The sequence below is a fragment of the Acinetobacter sp. R933-2 genome, assembly GCF_030325485.1.
GTDB classification, from domain to species: Bacteria; Pseudomonadota; Gammaproteobacteria; order Pseudomonadales; family Moraxellaceae; genus Acinetobacter; species Acinetobacter sichuanensis.
In genome coordinates this window covers 386,500-412,929 of sequence record NZ_JACAIJ010000001.1, presented here as the reverse complement: position 1 = coordinate 412,929, position 26,430 = coordinate 386,500, and the positions used below count along the sequence as shown (strand labels likewise).

At 37.5% G+C, this 26,430-nt stretch carries 28 protein-coding genes and 4 tRNA genes; 18 read left to right on the top strand and 14 right to left on the bottom strand.

The genetic code is table 11. From position 1 onward, the window contains the following. Positions 1–259 precede the first annotated feature (259 nt). From HX005_RS02080 to HX005_RS02070, 3 genes are all read left to right on the top strand, one after another. Positions 260–1,135, top strand: a complete 876-nt coding sequence (locus HX005_RS02080) for a pirin family protein (RefSeq protein ID WP_286376110.1) — start codon at positions 260–262, stop codon at positions 1,133–1,135. Between the two features lie 451 nt (positions 1,136–1,586). Next, positions 1,587–2,885, top strand: a complete 1,299-nt coding sequence (locus HX005_RS02075; protein WP_286376109.1) for an FAD-dependent oxidoreductase — start codon at positions 1,587–1,589, stop codon at positions 2,883–2,885. Between the two features lie 6 nt (positions 2,886–2,891). Further along, complete coding sequence (locus HX005_RS02070) at positions 2,892–3,722, top strand: SAM-dependent methyltransferase (RefSeq protein ID WP_286376108.1); 831 nt, start codon at positions 2,892–2,894, stop codon at positions 3,720–3,722. 68 nt (positions 3,723–3,790) lie between these two features. Here HX005_RS02070 and HX005_RS02065 read toward each other — a convergent pair. The 3 genes from HX005_RS02065 to HX005_RS02055 all read right to left on the bottom strand — a co-directional run bounded on the left by HX005_RS02065 (position 3,791) and on the right by HX005_RS02055 (position 4,863). Next, positions 3,791–3,866: transfer RNA gene (locus HX005_RS02065), tRNA-Thr, on the bottom strand. Positions 3,867–4,119: 253 nt separating this feature from the next. Then, positions 4,120–4,347 (bottom strand): hypothetical protein, encoded by a 228-nt coding sequence (locus HX005_RS02060; RefSeq protein WP_107007276.1) that lies wholly within the window; start codon positions 4,345–4,347, stop codon positions 4,120–4,122. 426 nt (positions 4,348–4,773) lie between these two features. Beyond that, a tRNA-Ser gene (locus HX005_RS02055) sits at positions 4,774–4,863 on the bottom strand. 122 nt (positions 4,864–4,985) lie between these two features. Here HX005_RS02055 and HX005_RS02050 point away from each other — a divergent pair. From HX005_RS02050 to HX005_RS02040, 3 genes are all read left to right on the top strand, one after another. After that, positions 4,986–6,866, top strand: a complete 1,881-nt coding sequence (locus tag HX005_RS02050; RefSeq protein WP_107007206.1) for a potassium transporter Kup — start codon at positions 4,986–4,988, stop codon at positions 6,864–6,866. A 400-nt stretch (positions 6,867–7,266) separates the two neighbouring features. Beyond that, complete coding sequence (locus tag HX005_RS02045; RefSeq protein WP_107007205.1) at positions 7,267–8,379, top strand: DNA/RNA non-specific endonuclease; 1,113 nt, start codon at positions 7,267–7,269, stop codon at positions 8,377–8,379. A gap of 71 nt (positions 8,380–8,450) precedes the next feature. Further along, complete coding sequence (locus HX005_RS02040) at positions 8,451–8,696, top strand: hypothetical protein (protein ID WP_107007204.1); 246 nt, start codon at positions 8,451–8,453, stop codon at positions 8,694–8,696. A gap of 74 nt (positions 8,697–8,770) precedes the next feature. Here HX005_RS02040 and aqpZ read toward each other — a convergent pair whose 3' ends face one another. Both aqpZ and HX005_RS02030 read right to left on the bottom strand, forming a co-directional pair. Continuing rightward, positions 8,771–9,463, bottom strand: a complete 693-nt coding sequence (gene aqpZ, locus HX005_RS02035) for an aquaporin Z (protein ID WP_107007203.1) — start codon at positions 9,461–9,463, stop codon at positions 8,771–8,773. Between the two features lie 84 nt (positions 9,464–9,547). Further along, positions 9,548–10,558, bottom strand: coding sequence for an AraC family transcriptional regulator (locus tag HX005_RS02030; protein WP_107007202.1), 1,011 nt, complete (start codon positions 10,556–10,558; stop codon positions 9,548–9,550). A gap of 198 nt (positions 10,559–10,756) precedes the next feature. Between HX005_RS02030 and HX005_RS02025 the strand changes: the two genes are divergently transcribed. Continuing rightward, entirely contained in the window at positions 10,757–11,374 is a 618-nt protein-coding gene (locus tag HX005_RS02025) for a hypothetical protein (protein ID WP_107007201.1), read from the top strand. A gap of 311 nt (positions 11,375–11,685) precedes the next feature. On the opposite strand, the gene hisF is transcribed toward HX005_RS02025, so the two are convergent. Then, the gene (gene hisF, locus HX005_RS02020) at positions 11,686–12,444 is read right to left on the bottom strand and encodes an imidazole glycerol phosphate synthase subunit HisF (protein ID WP_107007200.1); all 759 of its coding nucleotides are present in this window, start codon (positions 12,442–12,444) and stop codon (positions 11,686–11,688) included. Between the two features lie 113 nt (positions 12,445–12,557). Here hisF and HX005_RS02015 point away from each other — a divergent pair, with 113 nt between their 5' ends. From HX005_RS02015 to HX005_RS02000, 4 genes are read left to right on the top strand one after another with little or no spacing between them, the layout of a single operon-like run. Continuing rightward, positions 12,558–13,508 (top strand): homoserine kinase, encoded by a 951-nt coding sequence (locus HX005_RS02015; protein ID WP_286376107.1) that lies wholly within the window; start codon positions 12,558–12,560, stop codon positions 13,506–13,508. A gap of 39 nt (positions 13,509–13,547) precedes the next feature. Beyond that, positions 13,548–14,171, top strand: a complete 624-nt coding sequence (locus HX005_RS02010) for a DUF1294 domain-containing protein (RefSeq protein WP_286376106.1) — start codon at positions 13,548–13,550, stop codon at positions 14,169–14,171. Between the two features lie 31 nt (positions 14,172–14,202). Continuing rightward, entirely contained in the window at positions 14,203–14,595 is a 393-nt protein-coding gene (locus HX005_RS02005) for a DUF4870 family protein (protein ID WP_107007197.1), read from the top strand. Between the two features lie 15 nt (positions 14,596–14,610). Beyond that, on the top strand, positions 14,611–14,928 hold the full coding sequence (locus HX005_RS02000) for an antibiotic biosynthesis monooxygenase family protein (RefSeq protein WP_107007196.1): 318 nt from the start codon (positions 14,611–14,613) through the stop codon (positions 14,926–14,928). A 4-nt stretch (positions 14,929–14,932) separates the two neighbouring features. On the opposite strand, the gene HX005_RS01995 is transcribed toward HX005_RS02000, so the two are convergent. Then, a complete protein-coding gene (locus tag HX005_RS01995) occupies positions 14,933–15,820 on the bottom strand; it encodes a DMT family transporter (protein WP_502872708.1) in 888 nt (295 codons plus the stop codon). Positions 15,821–16,028: 208 nt separating this feature from the next. Between HX005_RS01995 and HX005_RS01990 the strand changes: the two genes are divergently transcribed. Further along, complete coding sequence (locus tag HX005_RS01990; protein ID WP_107007194.1) at positions 16,029–16,322, top strand: antibiotic biosynthesis monooxygenase family protein; 294 nt, start codon at positions 16,029–16,031, stop codon at positions 16,320–16,322. 79 nt (positions 16,323–16,401) lie between these two features. Here the strand turns inward: HX005_RS01990 and hisA are convergent, their stop codons facing one another. Beyond that, positions 16,402–17,133, bottom strand: a complete 732-nt coding sequence (hisA, locus tag HX005_RS01985; protein ID WP_107007193.1) for a 1-(5-phosphoribosyl)-5-[(5-phosphoribosylamino)methylideneamino]imidazole-4-carboxamide isomerase — start codon at positions 17,131–17,133, stop codon at positions 16,402–16,404. Between the two features lie 110 nt (positions 17,134–17,243). After that, entirely contained in the window at positions 17,244–17,849 is a 606-nt protein-coding gene (locus HX005_RS01980) for a 3'-5' exonuclease (RefSeq protein WP_286376104.1), read from the bottom strand. Positions 17,850–17,943: 94 nt separating this feature from the next. Between HX005_RS01980 and HX005_RS01975 the strand changes: the two genes are divergently transcribed. Continuing rightward, on the top strand, positions 17,944–18,354 hold the full coding sequence (locus tag HX005_RS01975) for a transcriptional regulator (RefSeq protein ID WP_286376103.1): 411 nt from the start codon (positions 17,944–17,946) through the stop codon (positions 18,352–18,354). A 195-nt stretch (positions 18,355–18,549) separates the two neighbouring features. Here the strand turns inward: HX005_RS01975 and HX005_RS01970 are convergent, their stop codons facing one another. The 3 genes from HX005_RS01970 to hisB form a co-directional block, all read right to left on the bottom strand. Then, the gene (locus tag HX005_RS01970) at positions 18,550–19,110 is read right to left on the bottom strand and encodes a DUF805 domain-containing protein (protein ID WP_286376102.1); all 561 of its coding nucleotides are present in this window, start codon (positions 19,108–19,110) and stop codon (positions 18,550–18,552) included. A 183-nt stretch (positions 19,111–19,293) separates the two neighbouring features. Next, on the bottom strand, positions 19,294–19,911 hold the full coding sequence (hisH, locus tag HX005_RS01965) for an imidazole glycerol phosphate synthase subunit HisH (RefSeq protein WP_107007189.1): 618 nt from the start codon (positions 19,909–19,911) through the stop codon (positions 19,294–19,296). Then, on the bottom strand, positions 19,911–20,504 hold the full coding sequence (gene hisB, locus HX005_RS01960; protein ID WP_107007188.1) for an imidazoleglycerol-phosphate dehydratase HisB: 594 nt from the start codon (positions 20,502–20,504) through the stop codon (positions 19,911–19,913). Before hisB ends, hisH begins: the two co-directional genes overlap by 1 nt. Before the next feature lie 102 nt (positions 20,505–20,606). Here hisB and HX005_RS01955 point away from each other — a divergent pair, with 102 nt between their 5' ends. The 4 genes from HX005_RS01955 (at position 20,607) to HX005_RS01940 (ending at position 22,405) form a co-directional block, all read left to right on the top strand. Further along, on the top strand, positions 20,607–20,984 hold the full coding sequence (locus HX005_RS01955; RefSeq protein ID WP_107007187.1) for a GNAT family N-acetyltransferase: 378 nt from the start codon (positions 20,607–20,609) through the stop codon (positions 20,982–20,984). 148 nt (positions 20,985–21,132) lie between these two features. Then, a tRNA-Phe gene (locus tag HX005_RS01950) sits at positions 21,133–21,208 on the top strand. 134 nt (positions 21,209–21,342) lie between these two features. Continuing rightward, a tRNA-Phe gene (locus HX005_RS01945) sits at positions 21,343–21,418 on the top strand. A 225-nt stretch (positions 21,419–21,643) separates the two neighbouring features. Beyond that, a complete protein-coding gene (locus HX005_RS01940) occupies positions 21,644–22,405 on the top strand; it encodes a class I SAM-dependent methyltransferase (protein WP_286376179.1) in 762 nt (253 codons plus the stop codon). 55 nt (positions 22,406–22,460) lie between these two features. Here the strand turns inward: HX005_RS01940 and HX005_RS01935 are convergent, their stop codons facing one another. Further along, positions 22,461–22,880, bottom strand: coding sequence for a GNAT family acetyltransferase (locus HX005_RS01935; protein ID WP_107007185.1), 420 nt, complete (start codon positions 22,878–22,880; stop codon positions 22,461–22,463). A gap of 221 nt (positions 22,881–23,101) precedes the next feature. Between HX005_RS01935 and HX005_RS01930 the strand changes: the two genes are divergently transcribed. Next, on the top strand, positions 23,102–24,739 hold the full coding sequence (locus HX005_RS01930; RefSeq protein ID WP_502872713.1) for a GMC family oxidoreductase: 1,638 nt from the start codon (positions 23,102–23,104) through the stop codon (positions 24,737–24,739). A 136-nt stretch (positions 24,740–24,875) separates the two neighbouring features. On the opposite strand, the gene scpC is transcribed toward HX005_RS01930, so the two are convergent. Beyond that, the gene (gene scpC / locus HX005_RS01925) at positions 24,876–26,396 is read right to left on the bottom strand and encodes a succinyl-CoA:acetate CoA-transferase ScpC (RefSeq protein WP_286376100.1); all 1,521 of its coding nucleotides are present in this window, start codon (positions 26,394–26,396) and stop codon (positions 24,876–24,878) included. Positions 26,397–26,430: the final 34 nt, after the last annotated feature.

Genomic DNA, 26,430 nt, shown 5'->3' with positions numbered 1-26,430 from the left:
GCAAAGTTGCGTTGTACCGTACTGAATTGATCATAGCCATAGGTGATTGCAAAATGAAGACCTAATATGAGAAGAATTATCTCAAATATAGGATATTTTGATTAAATAGTGATTATTTTTACTTTTTTGTTCTATTTGGTGTTCTAAAAAAGACGATTATCTCAATAATAGGAAGCTCAATATCAAGATCGTAGCAGTATCACACCTTTAAAAATATTATGATGGATTCATATTAAGCCCTATAGATAGGAGCAATAAGATGAAAAAAGTTGTAGGTGTATATCGCAATCAACACATGCATTGGGTTGGTGATGGTTTCCCTGTAAGAAATCTATTTTCTTACGATCGTTTAGGTCAGGCAATCAGTCCATTTTTACTGTTGGACTATGCAGCGCCTTACTATTTTGATCCGACCACAGCACAGCATGGCGTAGGTTCACACCCACATCGTGGTTTTGAAACAGTGACACTTGCGTATCATGGTGAAGTTGAACATAAAGACTCACATGGTGGCGGCGGAACCATTAAAACAGGTGATGTACAGTGGATGACTGCGGGTGCAGGACTGGTGCATGAAGAATTTCATTCACATGAGTTTGCTGCCAAAGGTGGACTGTTTGAAATGGTACAGCTTTGGGTTAATTTACCTGCGGCAGACAAAATGACAGCACCAAAATATCAGGCGATTGAAGCACAGCAAATTCCTGTAATTGAGTTGGAAGATGGTGCGGGACATATGCGTGTGATTGCAGGTGAGTTGATGGATCATGCAGGTCCAGCATCAACATTTAGTCCAGTCAATGTGTGGGATGGAACTTTAAAAGCAGGACATCAAACACATGTACATGTACCTGTAGATCACAATACATTGGTTGTGGTTTTAGAGGGTGAGATGCTCATTAATGGTCATCAAGCTGTACAAAATAACTCTATTGTATTGTTTGCAAATGATGGTGAAGCACACATCCAACTTGAAGCTGTACAAGATGTGAAATTTTTGGTGCTAACAGGTCAGCCACTCAATGAACCCATTCAAGGTTATGGACCTTTTGTCATGAATACCAAAGCTGAGATCATGAAAGCATTTAATGATTTTAACCAAGGTAAATTTGGCGAAATCTCTGTTGAAGCATAAGCTAAAAAGCGGATTGAATAATCCGCTTTTTTTATGAAAATTTGCGGCTTATTTCAAGATAAAAAAAGGGCTTCTATCCCACACTATAGAAGCCCTTTCACGCTGTAAGTTTTCTTTATACATTTCACAGATTACCGAAGTAAAATTTGTGAAGTAGTTATCATTTATGTAAATCATCATAATCAATGTTTTTTTGTTTGTAAATAGAACGAAAGGTAAAAAAAATAATTTATCTTTATATTTTTAAATGATTTTTCTTTAAAATTAATAAAAAATTGTTTAAATAAAATGGCTTATGGTATTGCGTAACAAAAAGTAATATTGAATTTTTTTATACACTAGCGCACTTTTTTGATTTGTGAAAAACCTGAAAAACTGGAACTTTTTAATAGCCTATTTTTACAAGCCTTCATTCATAATAAAAAAAATAGTTAACTCTCGGATAATAACTTTGAATATTGCAGTGATTGGTAGTGGCATGGCAGGGCTTGCTACTGCAAGAATTCTGAAAGATGCAGGACATGACATTACTCTTTTTGAAGCTTTACCTGGTCGTGGAATGGATAGCCACAGTATTGAATTTGAAGGTGGTTTGATCGATGCACCTTTAAGAGTCATGAATCCACACTTATGGGAAAATACTTTAAGTCTTGCTGCATACTTGGGAATAAAAACATTTCCTGTGCGCACATTTATGGCGTGTAGTTGGTTATTTGAAGACAAAACAGAAACATGGCTAACGACATCTCGTACACGCATTGGAAATTTTCCGATCATTAATAATCGTAAAGGCATTAAGCAATACGGTTGGCGTTTAGTCAAAGGGATGTTACAGCTCAAAACTGCGATTCATCAGTTTTTTAAATCGAAGAATCAAGACATTACCTTAGCCGAATTTATTAACCACAATGACATTGAAGAAGTGTTTTGGCATGGTGCAGTGATGCCTGTGCTTTATACCATTTGTACCTGTGATCCAAAAACGATTGGTGAGTGGCCAGCAAAACCATTATTGGTTTTTTTAAGACAACTGACAGATGGTGATGCTTTATTACGTTTACAAGGCGGTACTCCTGCATTAGTCGATAAACTTGTTGAGGGTATCGACATTCACAGCAGCTCAGCAGTTTCAAAAATTGAAGAACAAGGCGAACAAGTTTTAGTTGAAAATATACAGGGTGAGCAATTTCATTTTGACCGTGTCATTGTGGCAACACCAACCAATAAAATTGAAGATTTTTTAAATAAAGAACAATTTGCAGATGATATTGCTTTGTTAAAACAATTTAAATTTGAGCAAGGCGAATTGGTGATGCATACCGATGCGAGTGTCATGCCGCCTAATCGTAAAGACTGGTGTGTACTCAGTTATATGATGGATCGTAAGTTTACCAAGCAACAATTTACAGTTTGGTTGAACTCGGTAGAGCCAAGTTTAGTCGGTAAATCACCTGTTTTTCAGACATGGCGACCTGTAACTGAAATCGATGCGAAAAAAGTAATTTCTAGTGTGACGTTGACCCGTGCAGTTGTAAATTCAGATACTGTGGCATTGAATAAAGAATTGCAGCAACGACATCAACAAGCGAATCGTAAGGTGTTCTATTGTGGTTCTTGGTCATGTGATGGATTACCAATTTTAGAGTCAGCCGTCACTTCTGCAATGCATATCGCACAAACTTTTGGTGCGCCATTGCCATTTGTGGGTTTAAAACCTAAAGTTGAGGTTGCTCCCCAACTCGGTTATTAATTTTCAATGAAATGGTTTCAAGCATTACAGCAACAATTGTCACAACATAAATATGCGATTAATGCAAAAAAATTAGGTGATCATGCTGTTTATGCTTGGACGAATTTAGGATATTGGACGCCTGAAACGGAGTCATATCCACAAGCATGTTGCCAATTAGCAGATCAATTGGCGCATGCTGTTGCTTTAAATTCAAAAGATAAACTTTTAGATTTAGGCTGTGGGCAGGGGGCTAGTCTGTTAAATTGGCAAAATAAATATAAAATTCAGGATATTAGCGCGGTTGATGTGCAAGCTAAATGTATTGCGTTTTTACAAGAAAATTTAAATTCAAAGATTAAACTTTATTGTGCTTCATTTTTAAATTTAAAAAATATTTTTCCAACTGCTTGTTTTGATGTCGTTTTATGTATTGATGCTGCTTATCATAGCAATTTAAATTCATTTCTAAATGCCATACATGACGTTTTAAATTCAAAAGGACGTTTGGGTTTTCACTATTTAATGTTATCGGAAAAATGGCAGCAACTTTCACATTTTGAACAACAAAAATATCGTTATTTACTTAAATCGGCTGATATTAAAATTCAAAATTTAGAAAATCAGAAAAATACTGAAAAAATCATATCGAATTGTGGGTTTGCAGATATTCAAATCATTGATCTTTCTGAGCAAGTATTACACGGATTTTCACAATATATCAAAGCTGCTGATACTCAATTGACATCTTTAGACAATATCAAAATTCAAATGACAGCGCGATTATGTGAAAAATTATTTAAAGATGGTCTGATTCAGTATGTACAAATCAGCGCACATAAAAATGTATGTACATAAAAATGTAAAATATATTGTGGGGGCTAAAAACAACAAAACCTCACTAAAAAGCGAGGTTAAGTATAAAATGGTGCCGGCACACGGATTCGAACTGTGGACCTACTGATTACAAGTCAGTTGCTCTACCAACTGAGCTATGCCGGCAACGTGGCGAGAATTTTACAGAAAAATGACAGAAATGCAAGCCAAAAAATAACCAATTAAATATTTTTTTAAATTTTTCTCTAGTTTTATAGTAAATCATTGATCCTAAAAGTCTAAATAGATTATTTAGTGTACATTTTAAGGCGAGAAGACCTTATATAGTGGATATTTTAAGTGCTATATAAGGTCAATGAATTAAGATTTAGGGTTTAAATAAAAGTGATTGGAATGGATCATGAGTATCATTTTATCTTTATTTACTCCTTAAAATTTGATCTAAATCCTGCGCGCATTCTTCTAAAGTTAAAGCCATATCAATTTGCATTTGGGGTTTAAGCTCATTTGCAAGTTTTCTCCATTGTTCAATTAAGCGTATCGCCTTTTGAATTTTATGTTTATTAATATCCTTCGCAATAGTAGGGGTATATCCGCCACGTTTAGCATTTTTGAGTTGTTTTACATAATTTGTGCTGTTATTCATTATGACTCCCGAATACCAGAATCGACGTGTTCTATGTACTTCATCAACTGTTGATACTGCATCTTTCATCGTAGTGGCTCAACATTGCATCTAAATGATATTGAATAGAAATATTCGATAATTCTCCCATGAGGTATAAATGCTCTCTTTCTTGATTAATAACAAAATATTTATTTTAATCAAGTTAATATCGTTAATTTATGCAATTTTATTGTCATTTAAATCAGTTTTTAAAATTAAAAATTTGTATCTATATGTTGAATCTTAGGTTTTCTTGAGCTTATAAATTTAGATATTGGTGGTGTTTTTCTGATGATTGGCTTCAATAGCGTAAATAGAAACCTAAATTTTTTGACATTAAAAAAGGCTTGAACCCTTTAGATTCAAGCCTTTCGATACTGCTTTGGAGTGCAGTTCTTTGATATTTGGCGGTGAGAGAGGGATTCGAACCCTCGATACGCGCAAACGTATACACACTTTCCAGGCGTGCTCCTTCAGCCACTCGGACACCTCACCAAGGCGAGCGATAATAACTAAAAAAATCAATTCTGCCAAGTTGAAACAATTGATTTAGAGCAAAAGTTTTTTTGCAGTGATATGATTGCGAAAAAATAGTGTCTACAAATGAAGACTCATTTATGCAAAGTACTGCAAAAAAAGCGGCATTACCTGCCATCACCTTAGCTGCATTAGGTGTCGTGTTTGGGGATATTGGAACCAGTCCCTTGTATGCTTTAAGACAATGCTTTCTAACCGCCCATCTGGCGATTTCAGAAGCATCTGTATTAGGTATTTTATCGCTGATTTTTTGGTGCATGATGCTCACCATCAGCTTTAAATATGTCACCATCATTATGCGTGCTGATAACAATGGTGAAGGCGGTATCATGTCATTGTTAGCACTGAATCTACGTTCAAATCGTATCGCTGACAATAAAAAGATTTATCTCATTGCTTTAGGATTTATTGGTGCATCACTGTTCTTTGGTGACGGCATCATTACACCTGCGATTTCAGTATTATCTGCAATTGAGGGGTTAAGTATTGCAACACCTGTATTTAATAAATGGCTCATGCCCCTTGCGATTGGTATTTTGACCGCATTATTCCTTGTACAACGCCATGGTACTGGGACTATGGGGAAATTTTTTGGTCCTATTACTTTAGCTTGGTTTGTGTCAATTGGTGTGATTGGGATTTGGAGCATCAGTCAAACTCCCTTCGTATTAACCATGATCAGCCCACACTGGGCGCTGCATTTTATTTTTCATCAACCCTATGTTGCATTTTTAACGATGGGGGCAGTGATTTTAACAATGACAGGGGGTGAAGCACTCTATGCAGATATGGGGCATTTTGGGCGTTTACCCATTAAAGTTGCGTGGTTTGCTGTGGTTTTACCTTCGCTATTGTTAAATTATGCAGGTCAAGGTGCGCTACTTTTGCGTGACCCTTCTGCAATCGAAAACCCTTTTTATTTGTTGATTCCAGAATGGGCTTTATACCCCATGATTGGACTGGCAACAGCCGCAGCAGTGATTGCATCACAAGCAGTGATTACAGGTGTTTTTTCAATGGTCAATCAGGCAATTCAATTGCGTTATTTACCTCGATTAACCGTACACCACACATCAGATGTTGAACAAGGGCAGATTTATTTACCTTTTATTAATTGGGTATTGTTTGTTTCCGTTCTGATTTTGATTTTATTATTTGAAAATAGTGCCAATCTTGCCAGTGCGTATGGTGTAGCTGTAACCATGACTATGCTATGCGGTACGATTTTAATTTCAGTGTTAGCCTATGGTTTATGGCGTTGGCCGCTTTGGAAGGTTTTACTTTTTGCGATTCCATTTTTATTGATTGACTTTATTTTTGTAGCATCAACATCATTAAAAATTGTATCAGGTGGATGGGTGCCGATTTTGATTGGCGCGATCGTTTATACGATTTTGATGACATGGAAAGATGGTCGAGAAATTGTTTATGGGAAGCTTGAAAAAGAAGCTTTACCTCTGAGTTTGTTTATTAAAAGCGTTAGTCTCAGCAAGGAAACGATTTATGTACCAGGCGAAGCAATTTTTTTAACAGGAAATACCAATATTGTGCCTCATGCCATGTTGCATAATATTAAGCACAATAAAGTGCTTCATGAACGCAATATTATGGTCACTGTGATCACACGCGATGTCCCTTATGTGACGGATCAAGAGCGTATTCGGGTTGAAGTCTTAGATGATCGTTTTCAGCAGATTTTTGTCTATTATGGTTTTAAAGATCAGCCGAATATTCCTGTAGCACTTGAACAAGCGTATGGTCAATTACGTATTCCATATGACATGATGCAGATTAGCTTCTTTATTTCTCGTGATCGACTCATTCATACAATCGGTGATGGTATGGCGCCTTGGCGTGAAAAATTATTTATTTCAATGCAACGTAACACAAGTCCTGTGAGTGATTTTTACCAGATTCCTCCAAACCGTGTCGTGGAAATGGGAAGTCAAATCGAGATTTGATTATATTTTTATTTTTTAAAATCAAAAGCCAAGAAGATCCGCTTCTTGGCTTTTTTTGTTTTGGCATGCTGTGTTTGGTCGAGCCTTTAAATACAATGGCTCAAAACCGATGATAAAGACTTTAATTATTTTTAACTTTGTTTTAAAGTTATGCGACATTTTGTGGCGCTTGAGAATAGATTTGAGATATTGAAAATGTCATAATCATTCTGTGAATTTCAATTCAATATCACTAACTACATAAATTCACTCAAAAAAGCCTTGGGTAAAGGCAAAAAATATTCATTTTTTTGTATTTTTTGTGATGAAGAATGATAGAAAATTTATTCAATTGAAAATTCAGCATATTCCTTTCTGAAAATTAGCCTGATAAGCTAATTTATACTCAAGTGATCATAATATGGCACGCAAAAAACGTCGTAGTAAGACTCGTAATTTAGGGAAAGATTTGTTGAATAATTCAGTGGTTAAAGTAATTTTGGGCTTAGTTGCTACAGGCAGTTTCGCAATTGCATTTGGTCAAGAGAAAATAGCTCAATACATTCCCTTTGTTGGTTCAAACTCAACAGAATGCTTAAAACAATTTTATCGAGATGAACCGCCATTTCTCGTCAAAGAAAGCTTACAAAAAAATAGTTATCCATTATGTTTTAATGGATTTAATGTGATGTATTCAGGTGTTTCCAAAACACCACTTTGGACAGCCGAACATTTATCACCTGAACGTTTGAGTCAAAAAATTAAACGTGAAGATAGTTTTCATGAAGAAACACGTGTCAGTTTAAGTCATCGTGCTTTATTGTCTGACTATAAAGGGTCAGGTTATGACCGTGGGCATATGTCACCGAATGCTGATATGCCAGATAAAGCTTCGCAACATGATAGTTTTTCTTTGGCAAATATGGTGCCGCAAGCACCAAAGAATAATCAACAGATTTGGCGTGAGTTGGAGGAAGCAACTCGAGCGATTGTGACTAAACAAAAGAAAGATGTTTATGTGGTCACAGGTCCAGTATTTTCAGGCAAAAAATTAAAAACCATTGGTAAAGGTGTCATTGTTCCAAGCGCCGTTTTCAAGGCAATTTATATTCCTAAACAGGGTGTAATTGGTGCTTATTACGCACCTAATGATAATAGCTTGAAAGTCAACATCGTCAGTGTTTGTTATTTAGAAGAACAGTTAGGTATAAACTTATTTCCTCAATTGACTGAAGAACAAAAGCGTAATACCTATAAATTACCTTTAAATTCTAGCCAAGTGAAAGCAACAGGCAAAGTTGAATATTCACATTGGGATGCTGAAAGCCAGTGTGCGCCAAGTGTATCGGCTGATCAGATCAAGACATTGCAGAAACAATTTCAACCTGCAAATGGTACATCTAATAGCCAATCTTCATCATCGTCAACACCTGCTCAGGGAAACGTGCCCAAGATTGACGAGCAAGTTCAAGAGTCTTTAGTTAAACAATTGGTAGATGTATTACTGCAATATTTATTACAAATTTTAAAGTAATCTAACTCGCTTAAATGAGAAAAGTCCTTATACTTTTCTCATGAGATGACTTAAAAAGATGAGAAGAAAAAATGTTTAAACCCTTTGAAAATGGCACTGAATCTCATTCAATTCATGATTTAACTTTGGAAAATGATGAAGACCGAATTAATATTTATGGTAATTTACAAGTGACCAAAGACCAAGAGGGTCTAAAAGCGGCAAAAGCTTTACAGGCTTATCTCAATGAAATTGTGAAAACCTTGGAACAAGAAACAGATTTACCAGAAAAAATAACCACCCAAGTTGAAGGTGAGGTTGAAAATCCATTTCTCTAAAAATATTTTACAGATTAAAAAAACCTGCATGATGCAGGTTTTTTTTAACGGTTGTATTTGCGAGTATAACGGCATTACTTTTGTTGTTCGCCGCCCACAACTTTATAAATAATTGCTCCGATTGCAGCGCCAAGAATAGGTGCAACCCAGAATAACCATAACTGTCCAAGTGCTGGCGTTTGTGCAAAGAATGCAACAGCAGTACTACGTGCAGGGTTGACTGATGTATTTGTAACAGGAATGCTAATTAAGTGAATCAGTGTGAGTGCTAAACCAATTGCAATCGGTGCAAATCCAGCAGGTGCTCGTTTGTCAGTAGACCCCATAATGACGATTAAAAAGAAAGCTGTCAGCACAATTTCAATGATCAGTGCTGAAACCATAGAATATTTATTTGGGGATAAATCACCAAAACCATTACTTGCAAAGCCGCCTACACCTGCGAAGTTCGCTTGTCCCTGCACGATAATATATAAAATAAACGCAGCAACAGTACCACCAATCACTTGTGAAACGATATATGGGACTAAGTCTTTAGCATCAAACCGTCCGCCGACCCATAAACCAACACTGACAGCAGGGTTAAAATGCCCACCTGAGATATGCCCAAAAGCATAAGCACCTGTCAGTACAGTTAAACCAAATGCAAGTGCTACACCTGCAAACCCAATGCCTAATTCTGGATAAGCCGCAGCAAGCACAGCACTGCCACATCCACCAAAAACAAGCCAAAAGGTCCCTAAAAACTCTGCTAGATATTTATTCATTTAATTTGCCTATTGTTTTGTCAAATTTTGTTCTTTGGTTTTAATTTGTGATTTATATCACACTTTTTGTTTTTTGCATCCGTGTTATTTCGTTTTTTCTCCTTGATTTTTTCGCCATTGATGCGGCGTAAGACCTGACCAAAGTTTAAATGCACGTTGAAATGCACTTTGTTCTGAATAACTCAATAAGATTGCAATTTCATGTAAACTTAAATGCGGATCTTGCAAATATTGTGTGGCGAGTAATTGGCGGATCTCTTGAACACGCTCCTGATACGTGGTGTTTTGTTGTTGTAAATGTCGTTGTAGTTGTCGAACCGACATCTTTAATTGTGTGGCAATCGTTTCTATTTGATAATTATTTTTTTGTAAACCTTTGAGAATACTTTGTTGCAGACGTTCATCAAGTTGTGTGCCATCAGGTAGTTTATTGAGCAGTTCTTTGGCTTGTTGCATCATGATTTGATGTAAAGTCGAATCAGGGCTTTTGCAAGGCGCTGAAAATAGTTTTAAGGGTAAAAGTAGTTCAACTTTGGGCTGAGAAAACTGAATGGGTGCGTTAAAAAATTCCTGATATATACGTGTATTTTTAGGTGCTGGCTGAATAAAGTTCACTTGTTCAATTTGAATATATTCAAGCTGTATATAAAGGCGTAAAAAACGAACCAATAAAGCCAGTGCAATTTCATCTGTAATTTGTGTGGTTAGTTGGACAGGTAAAACTTCCCAACGAATTGAAACAGATTCATTTTGAACTTCAACTTTGAGTGGTCCACCATCATAGATTAAGCGATGAAAATCGTAATAACGTGTGAGTGCTTCACCTAAGGTGTCACATGATTGGGTAATATAGGCAATGATCCCTAAATGTTTAGGTTGAACATATTCCGCAATTTCTAAGCCAAGTGCAGGACTGTGTACTTGCTGATTGATTTCATCTAAAAGCTCACGCCAGATTTGAAATTCAAAGCGTTCACGATTTTGAACGCTTTTTAATTTTTCGGAAATGTCTAGATTTTTTGCTTGGGCATATACATAAAGAAGTTGTCCTAAACCTCCATACACGGTCCCAGAATAGTCTTTAGTTTGTAACATATTTTTTATTTTCAAATAATAATGGTGAATTTATCGGCGCATTTAAACACGCAGTGGATTGAGCGGACAAGTTACCATAAATTACGACAAACAAAAAAAGTAAAAAAATGTCGTAATATGTCAATTATGTTATTTTTTAGGTCAATATCTTTTATTCATGCTGCTTTATAGTGATAAAAAGGACGTAGGAGCATGCAGATGATAAAAGGTTTTGTAGCAGGTTTAATTTTTGCCAATGGTTTTGAATGGGTTGCACATAAATATATTTTGCATGGCACACACCGCACAGGAAAACCTCGTTTTAGCCCTGTTCCTCGTAGTATGAAGTCACATTGGGAGCATCATAGAGAGGTGCGCAAAGTCGAATTTCATGATCATAGTTACGTTGAAGGCGTTTCACATTGGCGTACACGTAACGAGATTATTTCTTTGGCTGTTGTCGCAAGTGCAGCGAGTTGTATTTTTTATCCTTTCTCTAAGGGAATGGCAGCAGCATCTATCTATAGTGCTGTTAATTATTATTATATTCATCGACGTGCTCATTTAGAGCCCATGTGGGCAAAGAAAAAAATTCCTTGGCACTATGACCATCATATGAATTCGAATCAGGATGCAAACTGGTGTGTCACCAAGCCTTGGTTTGATTATCTTTTAGGAACTCGCGTGGTGTCTTCAAGTGACTTAAAAGAACAAAACCCTTTAGGGGTTACCTTACCAAAAAGTACAGCAAAATGGTTGAGTGCTCAAGTTGAACATTTTTTTCCTGTGCAATGGGTACAACAAAAGCAATTGCTTGAATTGAGTGAAGTTAAATAAAACTCAATAAAATGAACAGGTTATTTTTGAAATCAACATTTTTTGATGAGATTTGTCGCACATTGTCATAAAAATAAGTTTTTTTTGTCAATATTGTCAGCGTAAATCATCGTAAATTTAACTTACCGAATGAGATAAAAGAATCTAAGCGTTGTAGTTTCCTTTTTTTCGGTTTATAAGGAGTCGTCTAGACTCCTTTTTTTTATCTATTTAATACCGCAGTACATTTATGATGTGATCTTATTTTTTAGAATTAAAAAAAAGAGCATTCATTTGAATACTCTTAAATTTGATTTTATAAATTATTGAGATCAAAGACGCATTTCAATGCCTTGTTCTGCAAGATATTGTTTTGCCTCAGGAATGGTGTATTGACCAAAGTGGAAAATAGACGCTGCTAAAACAGCATCTGCACCACCTTTTAAAATACCATCTGCTAAATGCTGTAAATTGCCCACACCACCTGAGGCAATGGTTGGAATGGTGACACGGTCATTGATGTTGCGCATGAGTTCGATGTCATAACCTGCTTTGGTGCCGTCTGCATCCATTGAAGTCACCAATAACTCACCTGCACCGAAGTCTGCCATTTTCACAGCCCATTCAATGGCATCAATACCTGTTTCTTTTCGACCGCCATGGGTAAAGATTTCCCATTTATTGTTGCCTGTTTTTTTGGCGTCGATTGCAACCACAATACATTGTGCGCCAAAACGCTGAGAAGCTTCTTGCACAAATTCTGGATTATAAATGGCAGCGGAGTTGATACTGACTTTGTCTGCACCTGCATTGAGTAGTAAACGAATATCTTCAACTTTACGTACACCACCGCCTACAGTGAGTGGAACGAACACAGATTCAGCCATGCGTTCTACAGTACGATACGTCGTATCACGTCCATTTGAAGTTGCAGTGATGTCAAGGAAGGTAATTTCATCGGCACCTTGTTCGTTATAGCGACGAGCAACTTCAACAGGGTCACCTGCATCACGAATATCAAGAAATTGTACACCTTTCACTACACGCCCATTATCTACGTCTAGGCAAGGAATAATACGTTTAGCAAGCATAATTTTTTCCAAAAATAACAGCCGATTATGAAACTGAGCGATGTTGGTGCTACACCTCGCAAGTCAGAGCGGGTATTCTATCAAACTTATGTAAGTTTTTTCGCAGGTTTTCTATGTCGGTTTATACCACTTTGAGTTTAAAGGAAGTTCAGGCTTTTGCAGCACCTTATGGATTGGAGGTGGTCGAGCTGAATCCGATTCAAGGCGGGATTCAAAATACCAACTATTTTTTGGTCTGTGCAGATGCGGCACAATATGTTTTAACTTTGTTTGAAAATATGGATGCACAAGCAGCAGGGGAAATCATTCCTGTTTTAGAACGCTTGGGTGAGCAAGGCTTAGCTGTGCCTGTCCCTTTAAAATGTAATGGTCAATATATTCAAATTTTAAAAGATAAACCTGCACAAATTGCACCACGTATGTCAGGAAAGCACCCGATGCCATCGACGCTTGCGCAAGTCGAGCAGATTGCGATTGCTCAGGCAAAAATGCATGTGGCATTGCAAGACTTTCCTTTACAGCGTCAAAATGCACGTGATCATGCCTATTGGTATAACGTTGCCCGTCAGATTAAACCGACTTTGAATGTTGCAGATACTGCATTGCTCAACAATCTTTTAGGTGTATATGAAGCATTGACTGCGATGTATCCTGACCGTCCTAAAGGCTTGATTCATTCAGATTTATTTCGTGACAATACCTTATTTGAGGGTGAGCAACTCAAAGGTATTTTAGATTTTTATGAATTAAATCATGATGAATTATTATTTGATATTGCCATTACCTTAAATGATTTCTGTACCGAATATCCTGATGTAGTTTTGAATGAGGCGAAGGCGATGGCATTTTTAAATGCATATAGCTCTATTCGTCCTTTAACTTCAGATGAAAAATCTTGTCTGGAGTTGTACTTGGCAATGGCTGCAGGGCGTTTTTGGATGATGCGTTTACAAGTCGCGCAAATGAATCAGGCTGAAGGGCGAACTGGCGAAGATATTTTGCAGAAAAATCCTTTAGAAATGCGTAATATGCTGGTAGAAAGATTGAAGTTTGTAACAGCATAAACAATCAAATAGCACTTACCCAAAATCAGGAAGGTCAAAATGCGTGATCAAGGACGTTTAGTTGAATGGTTTGATGATAAAGGCTATGGCTTTATCCAACCCAATGATGACTCTAAAGGTCGTGTATTTTTACATATCAAGGATTTTGCACAAAAAGGTCCACGTCCGATTTTGGGGTGCGCTTTAGAATATGTCGTACAGGTTGATGGTGATGGACGTTTTAAAGCGAAACAAGTTAGTTATTTAAAGGCATCACAAACACGTAAAAATAGCACGACAAAGCAATCTTTACAGAATAAACCACAAAAATTGCAACCCATGCAAATTTTATGTGTAGTTTATATTATTGCTTTGGCGGGCTTATCTATCAGTGGTTTGCTGAGTGGTATGGTGCTGTTATTGATCAGTATTATCAATATCATAACCTATTGGTTTTATGCACAAGACAAAGAAGCAGCTCAACTGGGTAAACAACGTGCTCCTGAAAATACCTTACATATTTTAGCATTTTTAGGTGGTTGGGCAGCGGCTTGGTTGGCACAACAACGGTTACGACATAAAACACAAAAACAACCTTTTAGAAAGATTTATTTCTGTACTATATTTTTAAATATTTTATTGATTTTATGGCTGATTTCACCTTTAAACGTTTTTAAAATTTGAGGTGAAAAACTAGACTTGTAAAGGAGAGCACATGAATAATTATGTAGACCCGAACAACAGTAAATCTCTCACTTTGATTTTATATATTCTTTATATTGTTGCGATTTTTTCCGCAGGACTTTTGGCAGTCATTGCTTTAATTATCAATTATGTAAAATTAGATTCTGTCCGTGGTACGATTTTTGAAAGCCATTTTAAGTGGCAAATTCGTACTTTTTGGTGGTATCTGATCTGGACGGTTTTGGCTTTTGTTCCATTTCTTTTTCTATTTTTTACAGGGGACAATGTCAATGCCTTTGCAGGCGTTGCGCTCAGTGCAACAATCTTCTGTGGAGCTGTTTTATTTTTTTCATGGGTGTGGATTGTTTATCGAGCAATTCGAGGCATCATTGCTTTAAATGATAATCAAGCTTTGCCTCTATAAAAACATGGAAACAAGATGATTATAGAACATGTTCACTTGACCATTCGCCCTGATCAAAGTCAGGCATTTGAAGTTGCATTTAAACAAGCCAAGACATTTATTTATCCAATGTCAGGTTTAAATGCACTGCAACTGATCAAAAATATTGAAGATGAGCATCGTTATATTTTGCTAGTGTTCTGGGACAAACTTGAAGATCATACTGAAGGCTTTCGCAAATCTGCTGAATATCAACAGTGGAAAGCCTTGTTACATCCATTTTACGACCCGATGCCAACGGTAGAATATTATGCACCCTGTATGATGTTGACCAAGAAAGAATGTCCTGAATAAAATTTTAATCTTTTACAGAATCAGTTTTGCTGACTTCTGAACGACGTTGTAAAAACTTGGGTCTCCATTCACTCACAATGACCCCGATGACAACAAGTAGACCGCCGAGTAAGGCGATAGCAGGTAAGCGTTCACCTGCAATACGCCCAAATAGCGCAGCCCAGACTGGCTCACCCGCATAAATAATTGCAGCTTGTGAGGGTGGAACAGAACGCTGTGCCCAATTCATTAAAGACTGTAATAACGCACTGGTTAAACCCAAGATGACAGCAAGTGAAACCAAGCCCCATGAAAATTGTGGAATATGATGTTCACCTGCTAAGGGCATTGCCATAAATGAAACCAATGAAGCAAAAATCAGTTGAATGACTGTGACGCGCTGTATATTTACTTTTCCAGCAAAATAACCAATTAAAATAATTTCAATCGCAATGGCGATAGAGCCTGAAATGGTAATGATTTGCCCTGCGTTTAAATGAATTTGGTCGAGATTATTTCCAGTGAGTAAGACCAGTCCCAAAAAAGCAAAAATGACGCCAACTAAGGTCATAATATGCGGAACTTTACGGAAAATAAGCCATAATAAAATGGGAACCAAAGGGACATATAAAGCAGTTAAAAAAGCCGACTCACTACTGCTGATGGTTTGCATGCCAATGGTTTGTGTACCATAACCTGCTGAAATGGCGATGCCAATCAAAGCACCTGCAAAAATCTCATGGCGTTGAATGCCTTTCAGATATTTCCAAGACAATAAACCCACCACAAATGCTGCAATCACAAAGCGACAACCGACAAAAAACATTGGAGAGCTATAATTTAAAGCATGCTGTACAACAACAAAAGTTCCTCCCCAAATCATGGTCATGATCACCAAGGCGATTTGGGGCATCTTTTGTTGAATGAAGGAGGAGTTCATAAAATAAAAAAATGACAAAATATTGGCGCTATGGTCTGCTTATTTTTTTTATTCTGCAATAGATCTGTGATAGCGTAATATTGGAAATAGACAATATTTTAAGGTTAAGATCATAATTTATAGTCTATCTATCGTCATGTTTTTATGTTTGGATAATCGTCGCTAAATAAGGAGAATAAGCATGGTGATTGAACAAGCTATCTTTCATATTATTGAAGGGCAACAAAATGCATTTGAAAAGAAGTTTTATGAGCTTTCAGATATTTTCCGACATGCAGAAGCGTGTGAAAAGTTTAAATTGATTCGTGGTATTGAAAATAAGCAACAGTATATTTTACAAATTTACTGGATGAGTCTAGAAGCACATACTGACGTATTTATGAAAACTGAAGAATTTAAACAGTGGTTTTTAGCCATGAAACCATTTCTAGCAGAAAAAATTCAGATGCAGCATTTTGAAAATACTTTGGCATAATATTCTGATTGGGCAGTAGATTGCATAATAAAAAGAGAACCTAAAGTTCTCTTTTTTATATCATTTTAAATGGCTTAACTTATAGACCTTGATCATCTAAAAGTAATTGTGCTTCACGAAGATTTAAAGTCCCTTCATAAATCGCACGACCTGTAATCGCACCTAAAATACCTGCTTTACCACGTAAATTACGGACATCATCCAGATTAGTTACACCACCTGACGCAATCACAGGTAAGCCTGAGAACTCAGCAAGATGTACAGTTTGCTCAACGTTAACACCTTGCATCATGCCATCACGGGCAATGTCGGTATAAACGATGCTTGAAACACCAGCATCAGCAAAACGTTTTGCCAAATCTGTCGCTTTGACATCAGTCACATTTGCCCAACCATCGGTTGCAACCATACCATTGATGGCATCAATGCCGACAATGATGCGACCTGCAAACTTTTTACATGCTTCTTCAACAAATTCAGGCTCTTTCACAGCTTTTGTACCAATAATGACAAAAGACACGCCAGCATCAAGATAATGCTCAATGGTTTCCAAAGAACGGATCCCACCGCCAATTTGAATCGGAAGATCAGGCTGAGCTTTGGCAATCGCTTCAACCACAGGTTTATGGATTGGCGTACCTGCAAAAGCACCGTTTAAATCCACTAGATGCAAACGACGAGCACCTTCATTTACCCAATGTTGTGCAGTTGCCACTGGATCATCAGAAAATACGGTATCGTCTTCCATACGACCTTGTTTTAAACGGACACATTTGCCATCTTTCAGGTCAATCGCAGGGATGATCAGCATGCTTTCGCTCCTTGCCTAATCTCATCAAAATTTAATGAGGCTCATCTTAGCAAAAACTTGATCATTTTCTAAGTGATAGTTTGCGCTTTTATTCAGCTAAATACGGCTATTCAATGGATTATTGCCAAACGTTGTAATTCTTTGAAAATAAGTACAGGCGCATAAGCATCGGCTGCGGCATATTCGATTTGGGGTTGGGTGAGGCTTTTACGTGCCCAGTTGGAGGTGCTGATGGTTTTGCTTTTTGGAAAATTCACCTGAAATAAAAGCGCCATTGCATTTTTAATCCCGACAGGATTTTTGATGCCAAAACTAGAAAAGCATTTGGATAAATCAACAATATTTTTAAATTCAATGCCTTTTTTTCGGAATAAATGCGCATCATTTTTTAAGCCAAAACCCACTTTGATTTGGTCTGGATTTTCCAATATGGGTTTTAAAAACAGTAGAATTTCTGCTGAAACCTGAAATAAATAAGCTTTTTCAGTAGTTGCGAGTTGAATCAAATGCGGTCCCGTCTGAATTTCACCTTTGTTAAATGTCGGTTTGGATTCACTGTCAAAACCTAAAATTTCAGCATTTTTAATTTCATTTTCAATTGTTTGGCATTGTTGTAATGAGCCAATCACGACAATATTTTTGATGGTTAAATTTTGAAACCGAGGTAATTTTTGAATGTCTTCTTTGCTTGGAAGGGGGGAAGTAAGAGGATTCACTGTTACTCAGCATATTAAAAAAATCATCGTATTGTTATAACAAACTTAGACAAAAGGTGGTAGCTTTGTGAGCTGAGTAATTGGGAGAACAGCTATGGCTGAAAAAGATGATGATCTTTTAATAGAAGGCGCAAAACGTTTAAAGCAGTTGATCCAAGATAAAAATATTAAAGCGAGTGATATTGTTAATGTTCTAGAGACCTCAAAAGGAACGATGAGTAAGTGGCTACAAAGCTCTACACCGTCTAGTGCACAGAGTTTAATTGAGTTGGCACGTTTGATTGGAATGACTGAACGTTGGAATGAAAGCAAGCAACAAGACCGTGAGGAATTAGTGGACAAAGCCTATGCTGAATCAGAGTTAGATTTGAGTCAGGCGACTATGGAACAATTGTTGAATGAAATTAAGCAACGTTATGCTGCTTTAAACTTAAAAGCCGAGATTAAAATCAGTGTTGAGCCTTTAGAGGGTGGTTTTGTAACGAAAAATGAGTCGAATCATTAAGCCCTGAAGGATTTAAGTAATCATTTATGAAAGATAAATAGAATCGGTATAACCTCATATATTGAATGATGATAAAAAGAAAATTGGCAGATTCGTATATTCATCAAGCCAAATGTCTTGGCTTGATTTTTTATTCAAATGAAAAATATTGATGCTGATGCTGATGCTGATGCTGATGCTGATGCTGATGCTGTATTATTCTGAATATTCAGCGGTTGGTTCTAGTTGCATTTGTTCCAACTGCATACGTAGTGCTTCTGTATTTTTGACATAACTTTGATAAGCAGGAATTGCTACAGCAACCGTTAAAATAAGGCTAAGTGGAATCATAATGATATAAATCCAGCCTAATACTTTTTCCCAGCCTCGAGTTTCTCTTGGTTGACCATAATTATTACGTCTTTCATCGCCTTTAGCACAAGAAATATAGATCCAGAAAAACAAGCTAATGACAGGAATGAGGAAAATCAGAGATAACCAGCCTGATTTATTTAAGTCGTGTAAGCGGCGAATTGTAAATATAACAATGAAATATAGCATCACAGCATAGATGAGAATAAAGAATAAAATCAGTCCTATAGATGGACCTGTTCCTGAAGCCATATTTGCCATCATACTTGGCATGATGATCGCGATAAGTACGCAGCAAAACATGACGAAGAAGCCAAGCAGCATATTCCACGCAAGATAGGATAAACGCCCAAAGCGTCCGTTAGCGCTCAGACCTGAGTCGCTAGATTGAATGTTATTATTCATTTTATTTACTCAATTGAGATCGATAGAAAATGTATTTTTAAAATTTAAACGTATGTTTTGTTTTAAATCTGATTAAATGGTAAACAAAAAAGAAAATAAATCAAATTAAGATTTTAATTGTTCGATGAAATTTTGGCTTAAACTGAGCCAAATTATCTTGGCTCAGTTCAAATTAACTCAAATTTAAATCTTCCATTCCACAAAGTTTTTCAGCAATTGCAAACCTGCGGTATGACTTTTTTCAGGATGGAACTGGGTCGCAAACAGGTTTTCTTTATGGATTGCAGTACAGAACTGTAAGCCATAATCACAAGTTGCAGCCACTAAGCTTTGATCTTTGGGTTCAACATAATAGCTATGTACGAAATAGAAACGTGCATCCTGCTCAATATCTTTCCACATCGGATGAGATGGATCGGCTTGATGCACCTGATTCCATCCCATATGTGGAACTTTGAGATTTTCGATTTCAGGAAAATGCTTTACAGCACCTTCAAAAATACCTAAAGCAGCAGTGCCACCATTTTCTTCAGAAGACTCAAGCAGTGCTTGCATACCGACGCAAATCGCTAAAACAGGTTTGTTAAATGCAGCTTGATGTATGACTTCGTCGATCCCTGCTTCACGCATGCCTTGAATACAGTCACGCATTGCACCAACACCCGGGAATACGATTTTGTCTGCTTGAGCAATCAGTTTTGGATCATTGGTCACATCTACAGTTGCACCGACATGTTCAAGTGCTTTTGCTGCGGAGTGAAGATTTCCCATGCCATAGTCAAGAAGGGCAATACGGGTCATTACAAAGTTCCTTTGGTTGAAGCAACAGTATTTTCTGCACGTGGATCAACTTCACACGCCATACGCAAAGCACGTGCAAATGCTTTAAATACACTTTCAATTTGGTGGTGGCTATTTTTGCCTTTTAAATTGTCAATGTGTACCGTCATCAATGCGTGATTTACAAAACCTTGGAAAAATTCTGAGAATAAATCGACGTCAAAACGACCAATCATGGCACGGGTAAATGGAATATCCATAAATAAACCTGGGCGACCTGACAGATCAACTACAACACGGCTTAATGACTCATCCAGCGGTGCATAGAAATGACCGTAACGTTTTAAACCTTTTTTGTCGCCCAATGCCTGAGCAAAAGCTTGTCCAAGCGTGATCCCACAATCTTCAACGGTGTGGTGATCATCGATTTCTAAATCGCCATCACAATGAATATCAATGTCAAATAAACCATGACGCTTGATTTGATCAATCATATGGTCTAAAAATGGAATGCCTGTATTCAGCGTGCCTTGACCTGTACCATCAAGATTCACTCGAACTCGAATTTTGGTTTCGTTGGTGTTTCTTACCACTTCACTGATACGTTGTGCCATAGACACGTTCCTCAAAAAACGTCAAAAATTAAAAGTTTGATGTAAAGATGTTTCGCTGTGACGAAAGTGACAGCATATTAGATTGCTCAGGAGGGTTAATCAATGCCTATTACCGTACATGCTAAAACTTCACTAGAAAATGCAGAAGTTCGTGATCAACTTGAGCGCCTTTATGATACCAGTCCCGAATTTGGAGATGGTAAAGATGCTATTGAGCAACTTGAGCAAAACTTAGCTCATTATACCCTACTTTACACAGCAGAATTTAATACCAAAATTATTGGTGCAATTTGGTGTACAGGACAGGGTGAAAGTAAAACTCTAGAAAATATCGTGGTTCATCCTGCAAATCGTGGACGAGGTGTTGCTGAGCGTTTAGTTGCTGAAGTATGTCGCATGGAAGAGGAAAAAGGAACGAAAAAATTTGAACCAGGTTGTGGTGCTATTCATCGCTGTCTTGCTCACTTAAATAAACTATAGTTTTTTAAATGAGCCTTATGAATAACGGTCTTTTTTAATCAATTTAGTTCAAAAACACTCAATATTGCTGTAAAAATAGACTATTGAATAAATTTATGCATTTATAGACTTGACGTGAAATGCTTTAAATTGTTTAATACGCCCCATCGGCGTGATAGCTCAGTAGGTAGAGCAACGGATTGAAAATCCGTGTGTCCCCAGTTCGATCCTGGGTCTCGCCACCATATTCAAAACGTATTTGTGTTTTCAATCTCTGATCCCATCAGAGATTTTTTTTGCCCAAAAAATACTCGAACGAATAAAAAATTGATGATTTTTATTGACTAATTCATACAGATACGGCTTAATACACGGCATCGGCGTGATAGCTCAGTAGGTAGAGCAACGGATTGAAAATCCGTGTGTCCCCAGTTCGATCCTGGGTCTCGCCACCATATTTTAAAAAGCCTCAAATATTTATTTGAGGCTTTTTTTATTCTATGTGTAAAAATAAAATTGTACTATGAAGTCATCTGACTGGTTTTAAATCAGGTATATTCAATTTTATGATTACATATTCATCTATTTTAGGGAATGAATTGTTAGACAATATGCTCAATATTCAATTTTATGATGTGTATATTAGTGAATAAATGAGAACTATGTCGCACAATATAAAAATGAAAGATTTATTTTCCAATAATAGTCAGCTCTATCAACAGGCTCGACCCAGTTATCCTCAAGAAGTTGTATTAGAGGTACTTAAGCACGTCCCTGAAAAAAGCTTTGCATGGGATTGTGGTGCAGGTTCGGGACAGTTTACACAATTACTTGCCCCTTATTTTGATCATATTGTGGCAACGGATATTAGTCCAACGCAGTTACAAAATGCACCTTATTTTGAAAATGTCAGCTACCAAGTACAGTCTGCCGAAAAAACAAACTTTATTAAACAAAGTTTTGATCTGATTTGTGTGGCACAAGCAATTCATTGGTTTAATTTTAAAAATTTTTATCAAGAAGTGCAGCGTACTTTAAAGCCAGAAGGCATATTTGCCGTGATTGGGTATGGTTTAATTCATGTTGAGCATGAGGCTGTAAATGCACTCATTCATAAGCTTTATACAGAAAAGCTGCATTCTTATTGGGATGCGGAGCGTCGTTATATTGATGAGTTATATCAGACCATTCCATTTCCCTTTGAGGAAATCGTTGTACCTGCATTTAAAATGCAATATCAGTGGTCATCTGCACAGCTTTTGAAATATTTATCAACTTGGTCTGCTGTTAAACATTATCATCAAAAAAATCAAGATGAGCCTCTTTTAGAGTTGGCAGAACATCTTCAGCAATATGAAGGTGTATTTGAGGTTGAGTTTCCAATTTTTTTACGCATTGGCAAGCTTAAAGCTGTCAAGAAAAAGCGCTTTTTGAAAAAGTAGGACAACATTAATATTTGATGTTCTTGTTGTAGCCTTGAGTTTGATATTTAAAATTTTAATCCTGAATCAAACGTTTGCCTAAACAGACCACCTCAATTTCCTCATAGCCCAATTGTTCATAGAAGCTTTGTACATCAATATTTTCTTTACGAATCAAAAGCTGAAGCTTTGGGCAGCCGAGTGCGATTAAACGTTTTTCCAATTGTTGAATCAGTGCAGTTGCAACACCATTGCGCTGTGCATGTGGATGAACTGCCAAATAATTCACCCAACCACGATGCCCATCATAGCCGCCCATAACGGTTGCAATCAGTTGCTCATCTTTGACAGCCAATAAAAATAAGCCATCTTGCTGCGCTGTTTTGCGGAAAATATCAATTTCAGGATTATTCCACGGACGGGTTAAATCGCAGAGCTCCCAAAGGGCGATGACATTTTCCAGATCATTTTCCTGAAACTGACGAATCATAAACATAAGGTGTACTGACCTCTTGTTTTTTTAATGTTATTTGCTACAGATTAATCGAAAAATCAGGCAATGATAAGTGTGATTTTTATACAAATGAATCGAAAAATTATTGTTGCACATCATCATAATTGTTGAATTGTTCGGCTAAAATGATTCTTTAAACAGCAAATATGTGCATAATGAAAAAAAGCGTAAATTTAAAACAACAAGGATATCACGTGAATAAAATGGAATTTGATTACATCATCATTGGTGGGGGCAGTTCGGGCTGTGTTTTGGCTGGGCGTTTATCGGAAGACCCAAATGTCTCGGTCTGTTTACTTGAAGTTGGTGGTGGAGGCGATGGTTGGAAAGTGGAAGTGCCCTGTGCAGCGGTGATCAGTATTCCCACCAAGATCAATAATTGGGCATTTGAAACGGTACCGCAAAAAGGACTGAATGGACGCAAGGGCTATCAGCCTCGTGGTAAGTGCTTAGGAGGGTCATCTGCGATTAATGCCATGGTGTATATCCGTGGCAATGCACAGGATTATGATCATTGGGCAGCCTTGGGCAATGATGGATGGTCATATCAGGAAGTTTTGCCCTATTTTATAAAATCTGAGAATAATCAGCGTATTCACAATGCCTATCATGGCAATGAGGGTCCATTATCTGTCACCGATTTACAAAGTGAAAATCCTTTACAAGCGCGCTATTTGGCTGCGGCAAAAGAGCAAGGCTATAAAATTTTAGATGATTTTAATGGCGCAGAACAAGAGGGCTTAGGCGTTTATCAGGTCACACATATCAATGGTGAACGTTGTAGTTCAGCACGTGCATATTTATTTCCGCACCGTGAACGTAAAAATTTAACAGTTGAAATTCATGCACAGACCCAACGGATTTTGATTGAAAATGGTGTCGCTGTTGGTGTGGAATATAAACAAGCGGGTCAAGTGAAACAGATTTATGCACGCCGTGAAGTGTTACTGAGCGCAGGTGCGATGCAATCGCCTCAAATTCTGATGTTGTCAGGGGTGGGGGATCAGAAGGAATTGGCTCAACACGGCATTGAAGTGAAAAAGCATTTGGCAGGTGTAGGTAAAAATTTCCACGATCATCCTGACTTTATTTTTGGTTATAAAGTCGATGCCATCCCAGGCACATTTGGTCTTTCATTGAAAGGTTCGATGGATTTATGGGGGCAGATTCAGCGTTATCGTAAGGAACGTAAGGGACTCATTACTACTAACTTTGCTGAGTGTGGTGGTTTTTTAAAAAGTCCGTCTGAACAAACTTTACCGAATTTACAGTTACATTTTGTCGTAGCACTTGTCGATAACCATGCGCGGACCATGCATATGGGACATGGAATTTCTTGCCATGTGTGTTTACTCAATCCGAAAAGCCGTGGCACGATTAAAATCAGTGGTGCGAGTATTGATGATCCATTATTAATTGACCCTAATTTTTATAATGATGAGTCTGACTTGGAAGAAATGGTCAAAGGATTCAAACTGACTCAAAAATTGATGCATTCACAGGCATTCAAAGACATCATTAAAAAAGATTTATTCACTGCGGATGTGCAAACCGATGAAGAGATTCGCCACATTCTCAGAGAGCGTTCAGATACGGTTTACCATCCTGTCGGGAGTTGTAAGATGGGTGTGGATGAGATGGCGGTGGTTGATGCGCGTTTACGGGTTTATGGAGTTCAAAACCTACGTGTAGTTGATGCCTCGATTATGCCAACGGTGGTTAATGGCAATACCAATGCACCTGCCATTATGATTGCTGAAAAAGCGGTGGATATGATTCGTCAGGATCAGGCGAGTGTGGCGTTTATTGACAAGAAAGTACGAGTCGGTGAAGTTGCATAATTGATTGATCAATATTGAAAAAGTCCTCTCTCCCTTTGGGAGAGAGTTAGAGAGAGGGGCATATAAATTTTCTCCTACTTGTGCAATAAAAAACGCCCTCACGGGCGTTTTTTATTTCAACTCAAAACTGAAAATCTTAAGCAGATTTTTTCTCTTGAGTTTGTGCAGTCAACATATGACCTGTTTCTTCAAAGTTTGAGTGCCAAGAAAGCGCTTCACGAAGAATATGAGGAGTTTGACCACCTTTTTCACATGCACGATCAAAGTAATCATTCAATGCATCACGGTACATTGGGTGTGCACAGTTATCGATGATGGCACGAGCACGTTCACGTGGTGCAAGACCACGTAAGTCAGCAAGACCTTGTTCAGTCACAAGGATGTCAACGTCGTGTTCTGCATGGTCAATATGAGAAGCAAATGGAACAACAGAAGAAATGTCGCCACCTTTTGCAATTGATTTAGTAACGAAGATTGCAAGGTGAGCATTACGTGCGAAGTCACCTGAACCACCGATCCCGTTCATCATTTTGGTACCACAAACGTGAGTTGAGTTTACGTTACCGTAAATATCGAACTCTAATGCAGTATTAATACCAATAATACCTAAACGACGTACCAATTCAGGATGGTTTGAGATTTCTTGTGGACGTAATACAAGTTTGTCTTTGTATTGCTCAAGGTTATTAAATACTTTTTCGCCATATTTAGCAGAAAGTGTAATCGAAGAACCTGAAGCGAACTTCATTTTACCTGCATCGATTAATTCAAAAGTACAGTCTTGCAGTACTTCAGAATACATCACTAAATCTTCAAAATTAGAATCTTTAAGACCTGTTAATACCGCATTGGCAATAGAACCAATACCTGCTTGTAATGGACCTAAGTTTGGTGGTAAACGATCTTCAGCTACTTCTTTTTCAAGGAAAGCGATCAAGTGATTTGCAATACCTTGAGTTTCATCATCTGGTAATGTCACAGTTGATGGAGAATCATGGTATTCGCTGTTAATCACGATACCCACGATTTTCGCTGGATCGATATTGATTGCAGGTGTACCAATACGCTCATCGACTTGAGTCAATGGAATTGGTTGGCGTGTTGGGCGATAAGTTGGGATATAAATATCGTGTAAGCCTTCAAACGCAGGGCTTAAATTAGTGTTGATTTCAACAATCACTTTTTCAGCAAAAATTGCAAAACTTGCAGAGTTACCTACAGAAGTTGTTGGAATGATGCCACCATCTTCAGTGATCGCAACAGCTTCAATGACTGCAACATCAGGCTTTTTCAATTGAAGATTACGCATTTGTTCAACAGTTTCAGACAAGTGTTGATCGATGAACATTACTTCACCTTTGTTGATCGCTTTACGTAAAGTGTTATCAACTTGGAAAGGCAAACGACGTGCAAGCACACCAGCTTCTGTTAGTTGCTTATCTAGATCATTCCCCAGACTTGCACCCGTGATTAATGTGATTTTCAACGGGTTAGTTTGGGCTTGTTTAACTAGCGCTAAAGGAACAGCTTTCGCTTCACCTGCACGAGTAAAACCACTCATACCTACTGTCATACCATCTTGGATAAAAGTGGCAGCTTGTTCTGCACTCATGATTTTGTCATGGAGAGATGCTAAACGAATACGATCTAAAGACATGGTTTACGCTCAATTCTTGTTCAAAACTAGACGG